The organism is Citrobacter braakii (genome assembly GCF_002075345.1).
In the GTDB taxonomy this organism is placed as follows: Bacteria; Pseudomonadota; Gammaproteobacteria; order Enterobacterales; family Enterobacteriaceae; genus Citrobacter; species Citrobacter braakii.
Genome location: NZ_NAEW01000004.1, coordinates 173510 through 191275, shown reverse-complemented (window position 1 = coordinate 191275; position 17766 = coordinate 173510). Strand labels below are relative to the sequence as shown.

13 protein-coding genes are annotated in these 17766 nt (G+C 50.1%); 1 reads left to right on the top strand and 12 read right to left on the bottom strand.

What is annotated here, in order from left to right; all coding sequences use genetic code 11:
- The first annotated feature begins 13 nt into the window (after positions 1-13).
- Positions 14-1006 carry an RNA polymerase sigma factor RpoS gene (gene rpoS, locus BZK42_RS10795; RefSeq protein ID WP_000081498.1) on the top strand — a complete coding sequence of 331 codons (993 nt, stop codon included), beginning with the start codon at positions 14-16 and terminating at the stop codon, positions 1004-1006.
- Between the two features lie 79 nt (positions 1007-1085).
- Here rpoS and mutS read toward each other — a convergent pair whose 3' ends face one another.
- The 12 genes from mutS to BZK42_RS10730 form a co-directional block, all read right to left on the bottom strand.
- Complete coding sequence (mutS, locus tag BZK42_RS10790) at positions 1086-3647, bottom strand: DNA mismatch repair protein MutS (RefSeq protein ID WP_080859142.1); 2562 nt, start codon at positions 3645-3647, stop codon at positions 1086-1088.
- Between the two features lie 410 nt (positions 3648-4057).
- Positions 4058-4663, bottom strand: coding sequence for a hypothetical protein (locus BZK42_RS10780; RefSeq protein ID WP_065554345.1), 606 nt, complete (start codon positions 4661-4663; stop codon positions 4058-4060).
- Positions 4664-4800: 137 nt separating this feature from the next.
- Complete coding sequence (locus BZK42_RS10775) at positions 4801-5391, bottom strand: Crp/Fnr family transcriptional regulator (protein ID WP_242672050.1); 591 nt, start codon at positions 5389-5391, stop codon at positions 4801-4803.
- 108 nt (positions 5392-5499) lie between these two features.
- Positions 5500-5973 carry a FidL-like protein gene (locus tag BZK42_RS10770; RefSeq protein ID WP_080859140.1) on the bottom strand — a complete coding sequence of 158 codons (474 nt, stop codon included), beginning with the start codon at positions 5971-5973 and terminating at the stop codon, positions 5500-5502.
- Positions 5970-6746, bottom strand: a complete 777-nt coding sequence (locus BZK42_RS10765) for a winged helix-turn-helix domain-containing protein (protein ID WP_046274815.1) — start codon at positions 6744-6746, stop codon at positions 5970-5972. The genes BZK42_RS10770 and BZK42_RS10765 overlap by 4 nt, the downstream gene beginning before the upstream one ends.
- A gap of 69 nt (positions 6747-6815) precedes the next feature.
- Positions 6816-8003: an HD-GYP domain-containing protein gene (locus BZK42_RS10760; protein ID WP_046274816.1), complete on the bottom strand. Its 1188-nt coding sequence runs from the start codon at positions 8001-8003 to the stop codon at positions 6816-6818.
- Between the two features lie 68 nt (positions 8004-8071).
- Complete coding sequence (locus BZK42_RS10755; RefSeq protein WP_046274817.1) at positions 8072-9250, bottom strand: fimbrial protein; 1179 nt, start codon at positions 9248-9250, stop codon at positions 8072-8074.
- A gap of 29 nt (positions 9251-9279) precedes the next feature.
- Positions 9280-11784: a fimbria/pilus outer membrane usher protein gene (locus BZK42_RS10750; protein WP_046274818.1), complete on the bottom strand. Its 2505-nt coding sequence runs from the start codon at positions 11782-11784 to the stop codon at positions 9280-9282.
- Positions 11785-11817: 33 nt separating this feature from the next.
- Positions 11818-12483, bottom strand: coding sequence for a fimbrial biogenesis chaperone (locus BZK42_RS10745; RefSeq protein WP_223949822.1), 666 nt, complete (start codon positions 12481-12483; stop codon positions 11818-11820).
- 83 nt (positions 12484-12566) lie between these two features.
- Positions 12567-13127 carry a fimbrial protein gene (locus tag BZK42_RS10740; RefSeq protein WP_046274820.1) on the bottom strand — a complete coding sequence of 187 codons (561 nt, stop codon included), beginning with the start codon at positions 13125-13127 and terminating at the stop codon, positions 12567-12569.
- Between the two features lie 931 nt (positions 13128-14058).
- Positions 14059-14613, bottom strand: a complete 555-nt coding sequence (locus BZK42_RS10735) for a LuxR C-terminal-related transcriptional regulator (RefSeq protein ID WP_158083352.1) — start codon at positions 14611-14613, stop codon at positions 14059-14061.
- A gap of 60 nt (positions 14614-14673) precedes the next feature.
- Positions 14674-17757, bottom strand: a complete 3084-nt coding sequence (locus BZK42_RS10730) for an autotransporter outer membrane beta-barrel domain-containing protein (protein ID WP_080859139.1) — start codon at positions 17755-17757, stop codon at positions 14674-14676.
- Positions 17758-17766: the final 9 nt, after the last annotated feature.

Sequence of the window (17766 nt, the reverse complement as noted above, 5' to 3'; positions counted from 1 at the left end):
AGGAGCCACCTTTATGAGTCAGAATACGCTGAAAGTTCATGATTTAAATGAAGATGCGGAATTTGATGAGAACGGAGTAGAGGCTTTTGATGAAAAAGCCTTGAGTGAAGAGGAACCCAGTGATAACGACCTGGCTGAAGAAGAGCTGTTATCGCAGGGGGCCACACAGCGTGTGTTGGACGCGACTCAGCTTTACCTTGGTGAGATTGGTTATTCACCACTGTTAACAGCCGAAGAAGAAGTTTATTTTGCGCGTCGCGCACTGCGTGGAGATGTCGCATCTCGCCGTCGCATGATTGAAAGTAACCTGCGTCTGGTGGTGAAAATTGCTCGTCGTTATGGCAATCGTGGTCTGGCTTTGCTGGACCTGATTGAAGAGGGCAATTTAGGGCTTATCCGTGCCGTCGAGAAGTTTGACCCGGAACGTGGGTTCCGCTTCTCAACATACGCAACCTGGTGGATCCGCCAGACGATCGAACGGGCGATTATGAACCAAACCCGTACGATCCGACTGCCGATTCACATTGTAAAAGAGCTGAACGTCTATCTGCGTACCGCGCGTGAGTTGTCGCATAAACTGGACCACGAACCGAGTGCAGAAGAGATTGCTGAACAACTGGATAAACCGGTTGATGACGTCAGCCGTATGCTCCGACTCAACGAGCGTATTACCTCGGTAGACACCCCGCTGGGTGGCGATTCCGAAAAAGCGTTGCTGGATATTCTGGCCGATGAAAAGGAAAACGGTCCGGAAGACACCACGCAAGACGATGATATGAAGCAGAGCATCGTCAAATGGCTGTTCGAACTGAACGCCAAGCAGCGTGAAGTGCTGGCACGTCGTTTTGGTCTGCTGGGGTACGAAGCTGCGACACTGGAAGATGTGGGCCGTGAAATTGGTCTCACTCGTGAACGTGTTCGCCAGATTCAGGTTGAAGGTCTGCGTCGTCTGCGTGAAATTCTGCAGACTCAGGGACTGAATATCGAAGCGCTTTTCCGCGAGTAAGCACAAGTTCTATCAAGAAAGGCCAGTCTCATTGGGACTGGCCTTTTTCTTTAGGGCTACCGCTATCGGGTTCTTTTTACTACACCAGACTTTTCAACCGGTAGATCCACTCCAGCGCCTGGCGAGGCGTTAGTGAATCCGGGTCGAGATTTTCCAGCGCATCAACGGCGGGTGACGTTTCTTCCGGTACTGACAGCAGCGACATCTGCGTACCGTCGACCTGGGTTGCGGCAACATTTGGCGCGATGCTTTCCAGTTCGCGCAGTTTTTGCCGCGCACGCTTGATCACCTCTTTCGGTACGCCAGCCAGGGCAGCGACTGCCAGACCATAGCTCTTGCTCGCCGCGCCATCCTGCACGCTGTGCATGAAGGCGATGGTATCGCCGTGCTCTAACGCATCCAGATGCACATTAGCGACGCCCTCCATCTTCTCCGGTAACTGCGTCAGTTCGAAGTAGTGGGTCGCAAATAAAGTTAATGCTTTGATTTTATTTGCCAGATTTTCTGCGCATGCCCATGCCAGCGACAGGCCGTCGTAGGTGGAGGTACCGCGTCCAATCTCATCCATCAGCACCAGACTGTTCTCAGTGGCGTTATGCAGAATGTTGGCGGTTTCGGTCATTTCTACCATGAAGGTGGAACGACCTGATGCCAGATCATCCGCCGCGCCCACGCGGGTAAAGATACGATCGATAGGCCCGATCTCGACTTTCTGTGCCGGAACGTAGCTGCCGATATAGGCCAGTAGCGCAATCAACGCAGTCTGGCGCATATAGGTACTTTTACCCCCCATGTTTGGGCCGGTGATGATCAGCATTCGTCGCTGAGGCGAGAGGTTAAGCGGGTTGGCGATAAACGGCTCGGTCAGCACCTGTTCAACCACCGGATGACGTCCCTCGGTAATACGAATGCCGGGTTTATCGGTGAAGATCGGACAGGTGTAATTCAGGGTATAAGCACGCTCCGCGAGGTTGACCAGCACGTCCAACTCCGCCAGCGCGCTGGCGCTCTGTTGCAAATCAGCCAGGTGTGGCAGCAGCATGTCGAACAGTTCGTCATACAGCTGTTTTTCCAGCGCCAGCGCTTTGCCTTTTGAGGTCAGAACTTTGTCTTCGTACTCTTTCAGTTCCGGAATAATGTAGCGTTCGGCGTTTTTCAATGTCTGGCGGCGTACGTAGTTAATTGGCGCCAGATGACTTTGCCCACGGCTGATCTGAATGTAGTAGCCGTGCACGGCGTTAAATCCTACTTTCAGCGTGTCCAGACCGGTGCGTTCGCGTTCGCGGATTTCCAGTCTGTCGAGGTAGTCCGTGGCGCCATCAGCCAGCGCTCGCCACTCATCAAGCTCTTCATTGTAGCCTGGGGCAATGACGCCGCCGTCACGTACGAGCACCGGCGGAGCTTCCACGACGGCACGTTCCAACAGTTCACGCAGTTCAGTAAACTCACCCATTTTCTCGCGCAGCATCTGCACGGGGGCGCTATCTACGTTTTCCAGTTGCGCGCGCAGTGCGGGTAATTGCTGGAAGGCATGACGCATACGGGCCAGATCGCGCGGGCGCGCAGTACGCAGGGCCAGACGCGCCAGAATACGTTCCAGATCGCCTACCTGACGCAGCACGGGTTGTAATTCGCTGGTGGTATCCTGCAGCGCGCCGATGGTCTGTTGGCGCTCGGTGAGGATTTTGGTGTCGCGGACCGGCATATGCAGCCAGCGCTTGAGCATACGGCTACCCATCGGCGTCACGGTGCAGTCGAGTACTGAAGCCAGCGTGTTTTCCACCCCGCCCGCCAGGTTCTGGGTGATTTCCAGATTGCGGCGTGTGGCGGCGTCCATAATGATGCTGTCCTGCTGACGCTCCATGGTGATGGAACGAATATGCGGCAGCGAGGTGCGTTGGGTATCTTTTACGTATTGCAGCAGACAGCCGGCAGCGCATAATCCGCGTGGGGCGTTTTCCACGCCAAAGCCAATCAGATCCCGCGTGCCGAACTGCAGATTTAACTGCTGACGGGCGGTATCAATTTCAAATTCCCACAGCGGACGACGGCGCAGGCCGCGACGTCCTTCTATCAGTGAGGTTTCGGCAAAATCCTCGGCATACAGCAATTCAGCGGGGTTGGTGCGCTGCAATTCCGCGGCCATGGTTTCGCGGTCAGCGGGTTCACTGACACGAAAACGCCCGGAGCTGATATCCAGCGTAGCGTAGCCGTACCCTTTACTGTCTTGCCAGATGGCGGCCAGCAGGTTGTCCTGGCGTTCCTGCAACAACGCTTCATCACTGATGGTGCCTGGTGTGACAATACGTACCACTTTGCGCTCAACCGGGCCTTTGCTGGTCGCCGGATCGCCAATCTGTTCACAAATAGCAACGGACTCACCCTGATTGACCAGCTTGGCGAGGTAGTTTTCTACCGCATGATGAGGAATGCCTGCCATCGGGATTGGCTCGCCCGCAGATGCGCCGCGTTTGGTCAGGGAGATATCAAGCAGTTGAGACGCGCGTTTCGCATCGTCATAAAACAGTTCGTAAAAGTCGCCCATGCGGTAAAACAGCAGTATTTCCGGGTGCTGAGCCTTCAGCTTGAGATACTGCTGCATCATGGGGGTGTGGGAGTCTAAGTTTTCTATTGTACTCATCGGTTTATGATGTCCATTTTCTTAATTTTTAATGAGTTAGTGATTTTTGTGGTTATCATTAAGTTTCACGTTGTCTCATCGAATATCATGAAATCCTACATTTAAAGGTGGGTTAAAGTGTGCCTTGCCAACCTATACCTGGGTAAAATATGGGCATATACAGAGTAACCTACCTTGATGTTCATGACTGCATAAGGTGCATGATAACGGAGTCTTTATGGCAGGAAAACAAGAGGGAAAGCTACTTTCGTTTAAAGCGGTAGAAATGATGAAGCCTGGCGACAAAGATAAGTCCATAAATGACTCTGAGGTGTCTGTTAAATCCGTGGTGATTCAACCTTTACGACAACCGGGGCGATACCTCAGTAAGGAGGCCATTAGACAGGCCTCGTCGTGAGGAGCGAATCTGCTTACAGATGTGGGGTCGGTCCATTATTCTGGAATACACCGGTATCAGGACGATGTTTCATGCAATTTATCTGCTGGAGTTCCTCAATGGTATATTCGCGGTACAAGAAATACTGGATTTGGGTACCGTATCTGAGGTTCATTTTCTGAGCCAAGGCTGATACCCGCTGATACACTGCTTTCGTTGAGCAGTGCAGAAGTTGGGATGTGGCATTAATATTTATTTGTCGGCGTAACGCACAGGCTACGGAAATCTCGGTATGGGTAAGGTTACGTAGCTCCCGCAAATAATCAATTATGGTGAGTATATGATAGACAGTATATCTTCGGCCTTCATTAATATACCGGATAAACTCAGTTACAGAGGCGGTTCTGGAGATACCCTCCAGTGATGAGAGCACCTTTGATAACATCCCTCGGCCTTTTACAAAAATGATAGAATAGCCGTCGGTCAGTTCATTACAAACACGATGTTTAATATCATGCAAGCTGAAGAAAGATTCAATATCAATAATACATAAGTTATCTTCGCGCAGGCTATCTATTGGCATCAGCCCTCCCGCAGACCGGGTAAAAAAAATATCATCAGAGAATACGACAAACGACATTGGGCAAAACCTTAACTCTTTGTTTTTAAGAAAAATGAGTCCGGTGCTTTCCTCAAAGGGATACACTGGACAATAAATGATTTACTGTTTTTTTTGAGATGAAACTAAGAAATGACAAGAACATCCTCATTCAGACGCTATTTTTTGTCTGACATCATTAGCGTTATCTCTTTTTTATTTAGCACGGAAATAATTCCCTGATCCTTCAGGCTATCCAGGGCACGCGACAAGGTGGATATCGAAATGCCCAGAACCTGGGCCAGTTCTTTCTTACTGATCGGTAACTCAAGGTTGAGATGCTCAAAGCCATACTCTTTATAAGTGCGAGACAACAGTTGCAGGAAATATTGAACCTTCTGCAAGGTATCACTTTTGGTCAATACTGAAATAAATTGCTGTTTTTCCTGCGCCGAACGTGACAGGATCCTGACAATAAAATCTGTAAACCCTGGCATCAGCTGGCTCATTTCGTAGAAATGATCGCTTCTCAGTACGCAAACTTCTATTTCCGTTGCGGCTTGAATATCCTGCTGACTGTACCCGATGTGCAGCTCCTCCACGCCCATCACCTGTCCTGGCAAAACGATCCCCATCAGTTGCCCGCGCGCATCGTAAACCTTAGCGGCCCCGCTACGTAGGGCATACAGCTCGTCTATTTTCTCTCCCCGACGATAAATATATTCACCTCTGGCAATCTTCTTTTTTGTCTCCAGATTGCGGATAAACAATGGATCTTTCTGCCTGAAAAGATAGGCAGAGCACAGTTCTGCAAAACCGCACTCTTCACAATTGACACAATTATTTCTTTTCATAGTGAATGTATAACACTATCCCTGTTATTGAATCACACAGTTCATTAAGGGTGATAAGGTATTTGCAATCGTAATATAGTTATTGTCTTTTTTGTCTAAGGAGATAACGTATTCCCCTTCCATCCCAAATATTTTTGTTGTCAGCAGGGTAATGTCTTCCGGCACATTATCGTGAGCCATGATATCTTTTGTTGTCGTATTCATGCGATACTGGTTGCCGCTGACGTTATGATAGGTAAATGTTATATAACGCGACAATCGATATTGACGCCCCTGATAGTCAATATTGCCCGAAAGATTAAATACGCCCGTTTCGTTCTTGTTAAATTCAAACGTGATATTCCCTTTGAATAAGAGAGCGTTATCCGAAGCGTCAACATAGGTGGCATTAGCAAAGCAGCGTTCGTCAAAATAAACACCCGATCGCAGGTTTAGTTGCCATGTTAACAGACAAATCAACGCGACCGCTGCCAGCACTAAGGTTGTCATCAGCTTCATTTTAATTTCCAGTTAAAAGCGTAATGGTTCTCACAATAGACAATTTTTGCTGTTGCCTTATCTGTTGGACAATAAGAGTAGAAAAACCGACCATGGCTACCGTAAAGAACGCTGGGTTGAAAATAAACCATAATCTGCGCGGGTTTCCGGGCACACTTTTGCTCAAGTTCAGGCTGTAGCTGACGGATAATATTCATGACCTGAGGGTCAACTTCCTCCGATAAATCTTCATAGGCAGTAAATTTGCAGCTCCCGATTTCACCAATGCTGTATTCCGCTGCAAAACGCGGTGATTCCTGTTTCTGGCTGAGTATCCACAGATTGGCCAGCAGCAAAAACGCGATAGCCGCGATCAGCCAGAGATTTTTTTTATCCTTCGTTGCCGCCTTACGCAGGGATACCGGAAGAGGTGTGGTACTCACCCTTTCCTCATCATTCTGCAGTTCGACGGCGATTTCCGGTGAGAAGTAAAAGCCCACCTTGGGTACGGCTACAATAATTTCCTCAATGAATATTAAGGACGTTAATGTTTTTCTGAGGATACTAATGTACTGGCTCAGCGATGAACTGGAACCCGGATGGCCCGCTTCCTCCCAGACTTTATCCAGAAGATAATCACGTTCAAGTACCCGGCCTGGCGACGCAATCAGCAACGAAAGAATACGGTTAGCGGTATTTGTTAGCCTTTTACTTTGCTCGTTTCCGGGTTCCTTGACCACAAGTTCCCCGCTCTCGCTATCGTAAATGACTCTATTGGCTATCAAATATTTCATTCGCGTTTTCTTTCGGTAAATTTATAGAATATGCATTCTGCGCGGCTGCGATTTCGGGTTATGCCTGGCTTAGTACATCGCAACCAAAGGTCTGAGCACTGCAATATTATGGCTTAGCAGATCGACAATGTCCCGATCCAGACGAAAATTTGACGCCTCTTCCTCCAGAATAATCAATGCTTTTTCGCTGGACATCCCCTGACGATAGGGGCGGTTCTCGATCATCGCGGTGAAAACATCAGCCACAGCAATAATACGCGAAGGGATATCCAGCGCAGCCGCACCCAGACGAAAAGGGTAGCCGCTGCCGTCGAGGCGTTCATGATGTCTTGCCGCCCAGTGTACGATTTCACCCAGCTCTTCAATAGGGTGTAGCATCTCCAGCGTCTTATAGCTGTGGCGCTTCATTTGCGCATACTCGTCCGGCTCCAGCTTTCCCTGCTTCTCGAGGATTTCCAGTGGAATACCCAGCTTGCCAATATCGTGCAGGTACCCCGCGATGCGGATTTTATCCTGGGTGTAGCGATCGCAGCCGTACAGCTCCGCAAGCTTCGCCGCCACGTGAGCCACGCTGGTACTGTGAGTCTGCGTAAAGCTGCTGTATTTATCGACGATATTCGAAATCAGCAGGCAGACCTCCAGAAAATCATGGTGATCCAGCACCACATCATTGAGCGGGCTGATAACGCGCAGCACCTGTTGTAATGAGGGCGAACTCAGGCGAAACCAGAAACCATCCTCATGGCTGGCATCCTGTAGCGCCTCGACCAGGCACGATGGCCATAGTGGGCTACTGGCCAGAAAACCGGAAACAATATTATTCCGTTGGGCCACATAGTCACCTTCAATCCCGCGCAGCCACAGCTCAAACTCATCGGCCAGATGCACCAGATGCCAGGTATTTAGCATTGTATTCTGCGTGTAACCCAAGGCATCCGCGTGGCGCGTTTCAAGAATTGCGGTCACTGGCTGTAAAAAACGTACGCCGGACATCATTGAGGCGCCAAGTCGTCCATGCTCTTCAATAAAGGCTTTACCATGGGGGCCACTGAAGGGATGCACTTTGCTCAGCGCCCCGATATTGTGCAACATACCCGCAAGCCAGGCGTTATTGATGGTTGCACTGTCAAAACCGGCTCGATTTCCGAGATACCAGCAAATGAGACCCGTGCGTTGCAAATGATGCACCAGTTCAGGAGAAAGCGGGTGCATAATGCTGTGCAGAAGATCAAGTACGGTTTGAACAGATATTTTCATAAAATCCTTTATGAGAATTAAATTAAAAACTTCCTGTAGCCCGTCTGGGCCACAGTAAAATAGGGGGGTTAATCGTAGCCAAACATTATCTGCGCAGTCGCCACCACGCTACCGGTTGATAATGCTGAGGCGTTATAAACTTTGTAATAAGCATGAAGATAAATGTATTGCGTATTGCTTATATCATCATCTTTAGCGATATCTAATATTTGCGAGGCATGTTCCATATTATTGCTACTGGATATTTGCACCTCATCATAGTCACCCATAAACATCCGGCTACGAATGGCAATACCTACCCCTCCCGCTGTGGTTTCATCGTTGACCATTATCTGGTAGCTGGTATCCGAACTGACTAAATCATTGCTGGATAACCAGGCCTTAACATTGCGGGTAGACGTTTTAATTCCGGCCAGGTTGCCGCATTTCAGCGGGATGGTGAAATCGGCACCATCTGCCTTTCCATTTTTTTTCAGGACGCTAAACGGAGCGGGGGGTAATTTCACGCTCATGTCTCGCGTCATATTGCAGGTTGTTTCTTTTGGCTCAAACTGAATCGTTAGCTTCTCATAAGCAATAAAATAATCGGTATTCCAGCTTTTGCGTGCGGTTTCAGACATCATATTGGACCAGGCGCGATAAGCATATGTTTTGCTGGAAAGGAACGGTGAGCTGGAGCCGCTTCCGGTACCGCTCATCACCGCAGGGATGACCGACAGTGCGCCGCTGGTTGTGGTTTTGGTATAGCTTTCCATTCCCACAGGTGGAGCCGACATTAATTCCGCCCGCAGCGTATATTGTGTCTGATATGACAGAGAGTGAATGCCCACGATACCGCTGACAGTCACTTTGGTATCGCCACTAATGGTGGACGTTAATTTTATCCAGTAGCTACTTTCACCATCCGCACTGTTGAAATTCAAATAAACAGGAGAACCGTTGAAACCGGTAAAATAATATAAGTGGTCTTGCGCCAGACCACCGATCCCGATATTTCCGTAAGTACAGGTCATACTACCCGACCAACTGGTGGTATAGGAATATTCAACGACGTTTGAATTCACGAAAGCCGATGAAAGATTTAGCGACTTATCCGATTCTGCGACGCTGGAAAAAAGTATGCCGGAATTACGGCAGGTATCGCCTGTTACACCGCGAGACTGAGCCTGCGACTGTGCTTGTGCAGATAATATTGGGATTGCGGTCAGTATTATGGCCGTAACCATAAGATAAAATAATTTTTTCATGATTGATTCTGTTAGCTGAGTAAACTGAGTTAGCGACAAATATTTTCAGCATGCTCTGCAGGCTGGGAAATAGTGCAGAATTTTTTAGTCTTGCCTTTGCTGATATTCACTTTCAGGCTGGCGGGAAGCGTCTCTGACTTAATAAAAATCTGACTCCCCTGTGCGACATAGCCGACCTCTTCATTCCCGGCACCGCTGACAACCGCGCCAAACGGCAACTGACCCCCTTCAGCGGTTTGCACATCAAAAGTGAAGAGTCTGCGCGTGTCAGTTTTGTACTTCAGCCAGCTGATACTGCCTTCGTACGGCGCCACATTGAGTAAATTACCTTCAAGGTCGACGTCGCTTTTTTGGGTTCCATCCTGCTCCAGATGGAAATTATTCTGTCGGTACGGTGTCGCGCTGGTGATGAGGGCGATACCTTTGCTGTTGGTGTGTGCGGAGGTATCGCCGTTAACGACCGCGTTCACCACTCCTGGCGCTTCAATAATGACAAAATTACGTCCGTTATGAGGAGACGCCAGCAGCCCACCTTTCCATGCCAGCAGATTGCCGCTGGCACCCAGGCTTAGCTGGCGATATTCACGGGCCAGCGTCGCGCCGCTGTTCATGCTGGTATAGTCATTTTTCCAGTTGGTGTAGAGATCGGCTGCCCGCGAATCGTTGTCACTGTCGTGGCTCAGCATCAGGCTGTAGTCAACATCATGCATATTCCCGCTCATGCTGACATCAGAAGAGGAATATTTGCCGTTCTGCACGCTGGCATGAGAAGACAGGCTGCCGCCGCTGCCGAATATCGACATCGGTATCGTGACAGAAAAATAGAGGTTGTTTTCCGTCTTACCGCGTGAACGCAACGCGCTCACCAGGTCGCCTTCATAATTGGTTTCATAGTCGTAATAGGACTGCGTAACCTCCGAGCGGCGCAGCGAAACCGAGTAGTTGACGCCGTGACTGGCATTGCTCCAGGTCAGGTTGTACTGACGGCTACTTTTCTGACCGCGCCAGTAATCGCGCCAGTAGGCTGAAAGCGACAGTCTTCCAAATTGTTCCCCCAGCGGCTGATTAATATTGGCGCTAAAGGCTTGTTTGCTGTTGATCGTTGAGGTGCCCGTTCCGCCATAATCCTTAATATTGGATTTGGTCAGGATATAATCGCTAAAAGAAGCGTAATCCTGAGTACGGTAATAATACGAAGCCAGCGAAATATTGGTGCGGGTCGGGAAGTATTTACTCCAGGACAGCGCGTATTTTTCTCCGTGGCGACGGCTCTCGCCAGGCAGACGATACTGCGACTCCTCCACGGAAGCCGAGAGTGACCCAGCGTAGGGGACGGAAACCGCTCCTCCCAGAAGCAGAGACTGATAATCCTGGCTCCAGATCCCGCCCGCTGACGCAGTGAGGTAGTTATTCACCCCACGTGAATAGCTCACCTGGGTAAAATGGCTGCTATCGTCGACGTTGCGCATGTCCACCGCCCCGACGTTAATCTGATAGTCGCTGCTGCCGGGGCGCTGCATATCCGGGATCGAGGAGAATGGCACAATGAAGCGCTCAATGTTGCCGCCAGTGTTTTTTACCTCGACGGATAAATCGCTGCGTGAGCCGGTAGGCATCAGATCGCGGATGGCAAAGGGACCTGGCGGGACATTGGTCTGGTGGATGATATGACCATCCTGGGAGATACTGACCACCGCTGAACTGGTTGCAACACCTTCGATCACCGGCATATAAACGTTTTCGCTGTCCGGTAACATCTGACGACTTTTATTCAGTGTCACCCCACGAAAACGGACCGTGTCAAAATAATCAGACGTCGTATAGCTTCGACCAATGCGCAGTACCGAATCGATTGCCGCAATTGGTTTTTCAACAAAACGCGTGGTATTTATCCAGCTACCTTTGTTCATTGCGCTGTAGCGCATCCACGATGAGCTATCGAGAAAATGCCAGCCATACAGGTTTAGTCCGCTGTTCAGCGATAAATACAGATTATCGCTGTCACTATAGCCATTCTGCAGACCGTGAAAATTGTAATAGTTGAAATTGTAATTGGTATACAGGCCATTAATTCCCTGATCCCATTTTTGCGGTGACACCCAGTTACGGCTATATTCTTTTACGAAAGCCTGAGGTACTTCTAAATCCAGACGCAGTGTGCCGGGTATCAGGGCGCTTTTCCCTCCGTGTAGCAGGGTATTAACGTCGAGCTTTTCAGCGGTGCTTTTATTTACGATGTCATCCAGCCCCTGAATATCCAGTAGAGATACGTCGTCTTTATTAATAAGCAGAGTACCCTTGTCATCATTAGCGACGGAAATATTAAATTTCCCGCGCCAGACGTTATTCACAAAAACATCCAAATCATAAGCCCCCGGCGTCATAACCAGCCGAGAATTACTCCAGTCCATATCTGCTGAATTACCTACCAGCAGGCTGCTATTAAAATCCTCTGCCAACGCGCCGTATGAAAATATCGCGAGGCTGACAGAGTGAACTAGCAAACTTATACGAAACAGAGAACTGTTTTTCATCAGAATTGAACCTGGAGTCATTTATCTGGGATATCAGTGGATAGTGCTGAATCTCTTTGCGCCATAATCATCAAGCCAGGTAAGGCGATATTGCCCACCGGACTGAATTTTGCTGGACACCAGCGCGCAGCCAAACGGCGGAATAAACGCAGTCTCAGCCAGTAAATTATCTTTTCGGCTTTGCTTTAGCTCGCCCCCCTGCCAGGTCACGACCTGAGGGATGGTCATGTAATATGGCGAATTATTCTTCAGGCAGGTGTGACCGCCAGAAGTTGAAACGGTAATTTTCTCCGCTACGCTGCTGTCGAGATCGCTCAGTACATCCGGACGATAGAACAGTTTTATGCGGTTGCGAATGGCCACCTGCAGGTAGCTATCACCACTGCCTTCAGGGACGGGAGGGACATCCAGAACGTTAAGCCAGAACACACTTTCGCGGTCTTTTGGCAGCGACTGAGTGTTCATCGCCGAGATTTTCAGAGCCTGTCCGGCGTGTCCGCTCATTTTTACGACCGGAGGCAGCAGAGAAAACGGCACTTTGACTTTCTCCGGCGCGGCGGAAGCATCGCCCTCGTCAATCCATGACTGGACCAGATGGGTTTGTTCGCTGTCGTTTACCAGTTGCACCGACACAAATTTGGCGCTGGCCGGATAAATAACACGCGTTTCGTTGATCACAACGCTTGCGCTGGCATTCATGGAAATGAACGTAGCCGCAAGAAAAAATATCAGAGTTTTCATAATGTCGTAGAGGAGAGCCGGGGAGACCCCGGCTGAATGAGTTAGTCGTAGCTGAAGGAATAAGTTGCGTCAGTAACTACTTTACCGGTTGTTACGGCCGCGCCACCGTAGTTGTAGTAGTTGGCATACATGGTCAGTGTGACGCCATCTTCGGTGGCAGCGTTAGCGGAACTCAGACCAGTATCGAAAGCGGTATCAAACGGTACGGCAGTGTTACCGTCTTTGGTTAGCGCAATACCCACACCCTCGGCGCCATTGTCGCTGTAGTTTTTCAGGTATTTAGCGTCATCCGACAGGTTGCTGCTGCTGAAAGTGATTTTAAGCGTTTTAGCTTCGTCCGATGCCGCAGAGCAGTTTTTCAGATTCATGGTGAAGTCTTTGGCGTTGGTTTTAACAACACCGGCGGTGGTGCCCATATCACCCACAGCAATAGGGGAAAGGTTTACCGTGAAGTCTGAACCGTTATTGGTCACCACGTTACAGGTGGTATCGGACACTGAACCGTTAAAGGTAATAGTGCCACCCGCTACGCCGGTTGATTCAGCTGCAAATGCAGAGCCGGAAACCATCAATGCCGCTACGATGAATGTTTTGTTAAACATTTGTGTATATCCCATTTTCATAATCAAATTTACTTTTGTCAGTAGCGTGAAACTTTTTCCCTGCTCCCTGGTTCGCGCTACATCATCCCTGGCATCTGAACAGATGTTGATGATTCATTTCACCTTCTCTGGAGTGGCGCATTCGGTTGCAGAACAACATTTCGCGTCACGCTGTAAGGTTGGAATATAAGACCATTGTTTACATATTTGGTAAATGTAAATATCGATTAAATTATTTTTTTAAGATTAAAACGCTATTTTTAATGATTTTTATAAATTTATATCATGAGCGAGGGGATGAAGAGGCTAGCGTTAAGAAAGTAATTACTGGTTAGATGATGGACAAAAGCTGCAAATGACGTTTTTGCAGAACAGCGGAATAGGCGAATGAATAAATTAATTAACTAATTGTTATCAAAAACTTAATAAAATAAACGTGTTAGATACAATTGCCGTGTCGGTTCTGGGCTAAAGTTGACTCCCGGGCAGGGCAATCAATCGGGTTATGAACATGTTCAATACCTTTAAAGTAGTGCCAGGACAATTTCAGGATTGATACCAGGTGCCCAGAGATCCTGCAGCATGTACGGAATAAATGGGATAGCATCAGTTGTTTCAGCGGCAAGAGAACGTGCCAGTTTATCCTGTACACTCCTGTTGATTATTATCTCTTCGTCTTTCCAGTCGGGATTTTAGCTAATGTCAGCTAAAACAGCCCACCCTCAAATACTGAACACGGGCAACTGATCGTGGCATCAACAATGCGGTTAAATGTACCCGTTCCTGTGCTTCCCCCTGCTATAAGTAACAATGTTCGAAAAGACCAGTTGGTGGTTGTCATTTCATCCAGTCCATTATCAAATACCCCCTGAAACCATCATTTTCTGCCTGCAGTCTTTAATGGTCTGTTGATATTAAAAATCTCGGAGGTTCAGGGGAAAAGCCCTTCTCCGGTTTCAGCATCAAGGACAAACTCCGAGAAAATAAATTGTCTGACCTGCAGTATCGAACTGAGGTTAAACTTTTGCCTGATCTTGCTGGTATAGGTATAAACAGTTTTTGGCGACAGATGAATGTTCCTGGCAATCGCCAAGGTGTCGTCAGTATCACGCAGGGCAAAAAGTGTCTTTTTTTCCTGGCCTGAAAGCAAGCTGAGATCCCTGCAGCATGTAATATGATTTAACGCATATTGAGGTGAATGCGTCCTGCCGTCATTGAGTTGTTTTCGAAAGTCCATAAAGCACGATTTTCTGTATATCGTCACAAGCGGCTCAAGAACCCTTGAACTGACATCTTTGCCACCGATGAAGATTAACCCGTGCTTATCAGTCAGTTTCTTTCTTTTTAGCAGTCTGAAAATCGCGCCCAGGCTTCTGTACGATTCAATATCAACAATGCAGAGCTTCCTGGCGGGAGACACCTGTTCAAGGATGACAGACAACGCTTTCTTTAAATAAACATCTTTTGTCAAAATCATGTGAGACATAAACATATCCGGATATTTCATAGCGCAATGAATAAGGGCCCTGAGGCCCCTGAGATAACATCAGAATCCGATACGGATACCGGCCACACCCTGAACCGGCGTCTCCGTATGGCTGCCCTGACGATAATTAGCCTCGCCGTACAGCGTTACGTCCTTGCCGACACTGACCGATGCACCCAGACCGTACTTGCCTGACGTGCCTTTGACGTTGTTGTCAAAGCGGTTGCGCGCATTGATGGTGACTTCATTTGAGTCTGCATACTCCTGCACGATCGCCGCTGACAGGTAAGGTTTAAATTCTGTCGCACCGAGGCTGAACTTGCCGGTCAGCTTCGCGCCGGCCTCACCCGTTACCGAGCGCGGCGTGCCGGTGTTACCCTTCATGCCGTTGCTCAGCTTTACGTCCTCACTGCTCATCTGAACAAACGCCAGGCGGGCATAAGGCGTGAGGCTCAGGTCGTCCCTCACATCAAACTGATAGCCACCTTCAACGGCTGTGCTGAGACCATACTGCGTCCAGTCACCGCCGGTTCTGCCGCCGTTGGTCATCACGGCTCTCAGTTTGTTGTTCAGGCGGTTACCTTTCACCACACCGTCAGCGTAGAAGCTGCTGGCATCAAACCATGTTGCATACAGGCCGATACCGTAGCTGTCGATTTTGCTTTTTCCACCGCGGGCATGCTTAACAGTGTTGTCGCTGTAAGACATGAATGCCCCCGTGACGAGGCTGCCGCGCGCAAAATCCGTCCGCGTGTCGGCACCGATTTCAATGCCGTTCTGATTAAGCTGATACGCCGCGCCGTTGCTGGTATCCGTATGGTTTTTGCTGCCAAGGTAGTGACCCCACACGTTACTTTCCGGTCCGGTTTTATCCAGATTTGTCCGGTACATGCGCAGGCCTTCCAGCTCGGAGTGGATGACATTCAGGCCGGCATTCGACATGGCCAGGATGGCGTCCGTTGCCGGGGTGGTCATCGGCTTCTTGTCGCCGCTTCCGCTACCGCCGGTATTGCCGTTGTCACCGCCGTCCGGATTCTCGCTACCGCCCGGGTTTTCACCACCGCCAGGATTCTCGCCGCCGCCCGGGTTTTCACCACCGCCAGGGTTTTCACCGCCGCCAGGGTTCTCGCCGCCGCCAGGGTTCTCACCGCCGCCAGGGTTCTCGCCGCCGCCAGGGTTTTCACCGCCACCCGGATTCTCACCACCGCCAGGTTCTTCCGTCATCGCGCCCAGGTACCAGACGTTACCGCCGTTGAGACCGTCTTTATTCTGCTCGCTGAACAGGGTGTACATGTAGGTCCCGCCGTCAACCATGCTGGTGCTTCGCCCGTTAGCCGTGACCATTTCAAAATCAATGTCACCACCCTTCTCATGGATGAGGTTCACTGTGAGGTCGGTGTGGTCTGAGATTTCTTTACCGGAGTCATTAACGGCAATGCCAAACTGGCCTGAACCCTGCTCGATGGTGACAAAGTTGGCTTTGCGGTCGGCCAGCGAGGTATTGAAAAGGAAGTTTCCGGTTCCGTTCAGTTCCGTAATAGTCAGTTTCGCGAATTCACCTTTGCTGTTGCGCAGGAAGTTGACGTTACCGCCGTTCATGGTGAGCTTATCGACCTGAGCCGGGGTATAACTGGCGGTGGTATTGGTAAGGTCGGCGACAGAGAGGGTGCCCCCCGTGATGCGCACGTCCGTTGCGACAGAGCCAGCGTCCATCAGCAGTTCACCACCGGCGTTCACTTTGGTTTCGCCGTCAGCCAGTGCCCCCGTCTGCAGCCACGACTGACCGCTATTGATAGTGGTGTCAATGGCTGTGCCGCCACTGTAGACGAACTGCATGCCCCCGCTATTAATGGTAGTGCCAGTAGCCGTACCGTCACTGGAGACGTTCTGTCGGCCACCACCGTTGATAGTGGTGCCAGTTGCAGTGCCACCGCCGCGGATGTACTGCCTGCCATCGCTGTTGATAGCGGTCTCATTGGCTGTGCCGCCACTGGAGACGTACTGTTCGCCACCGTTGATAGTGGTGTTTGTGGCTGTCCCGCCACCGGATACGGATATGTACTGTCCGCCCCCGCTGTTAATGGTGGTGTCTGTGGCCGAGCCCCCACTGAAAATGCCTTGGGCACCACCGCTATTGATGGTGGTGTCAGTGGCTGTGCCACCATAAATGGCCTGTTCACCACTGCCGTTAATGGTGGTCTCATTGGCTGTGCCCCCAATGTGGATGTACTGCTCTCCACTGTTGATGGTGGTGTCAGTGGCTGTGCCCCTATTGCTGACGTCCTGCCAGCCACCGTTGATTGTGGTGCCAGTGGCCGTGCTGTCATGGGAGACCCATTGGAAACCTCTGTTAATGGTGGTATCAATGGCTGTGCCACCACTGTTGACATACTGCTGACCATTATGGTTAATGGTGGTCTCAGTGGCTGTGCCACCATTGACGTCCTGTATGCCCCCATAGTTGATGACGGTCTCAGTGGCAGCACCACCGCTGGAGACTCGCTGCTCGCCATCTGTGTTGATGGTGGTCCCAATGGCTGTGCCACCACTGTTGACATACTGATAACCACCGCTGTTAATGGTGGTGGCAGTGACAGAGCCGCCACTGAAGACGCTTTGACTACCACCGTTAATGGTGGTGTCAGTGGCTGTGCCCCTATTGTAGACATTCTGACTGCCACCGCTAATAGTGGTGTCAGTGGCTGTGCCGCCGCTAACGATCTCCTGCTTGCCACCATTGTTGATGGAAGTGTCAGTGGCTGTGCCACCTAAGATGTACTGGTCGCCACCGTTGTTGATGGTGGTCTCAGTGGCCGAGCCCCCAACGTAGACGTCCTGCATGCCCCCATAGTTGATGACGGTCTCAGTGGCTGAGCCCCCATTGTAGATGTACTGACTGCCACCGTTGATAGTAGTAGAGGTGGCCGTATCTCCTGAAGAAATAGTCTGTTCACCCGTTAGCGTCACGTCCACATAATCCACGGCCATGACCGGCGCTGAGGGCAGCAGCATTGCCCCCAGCAGCAGTGCCAGGCCGCTTTTCTTTGGTGCCAGTTTCGGGCGACCAGAGCCGGATGCCAGTTCAGAGGTGACCACCCACTGCTGGCGCGACTCGCACCAGACGGTGGTATATATCTTGTTCATAGTAACGCT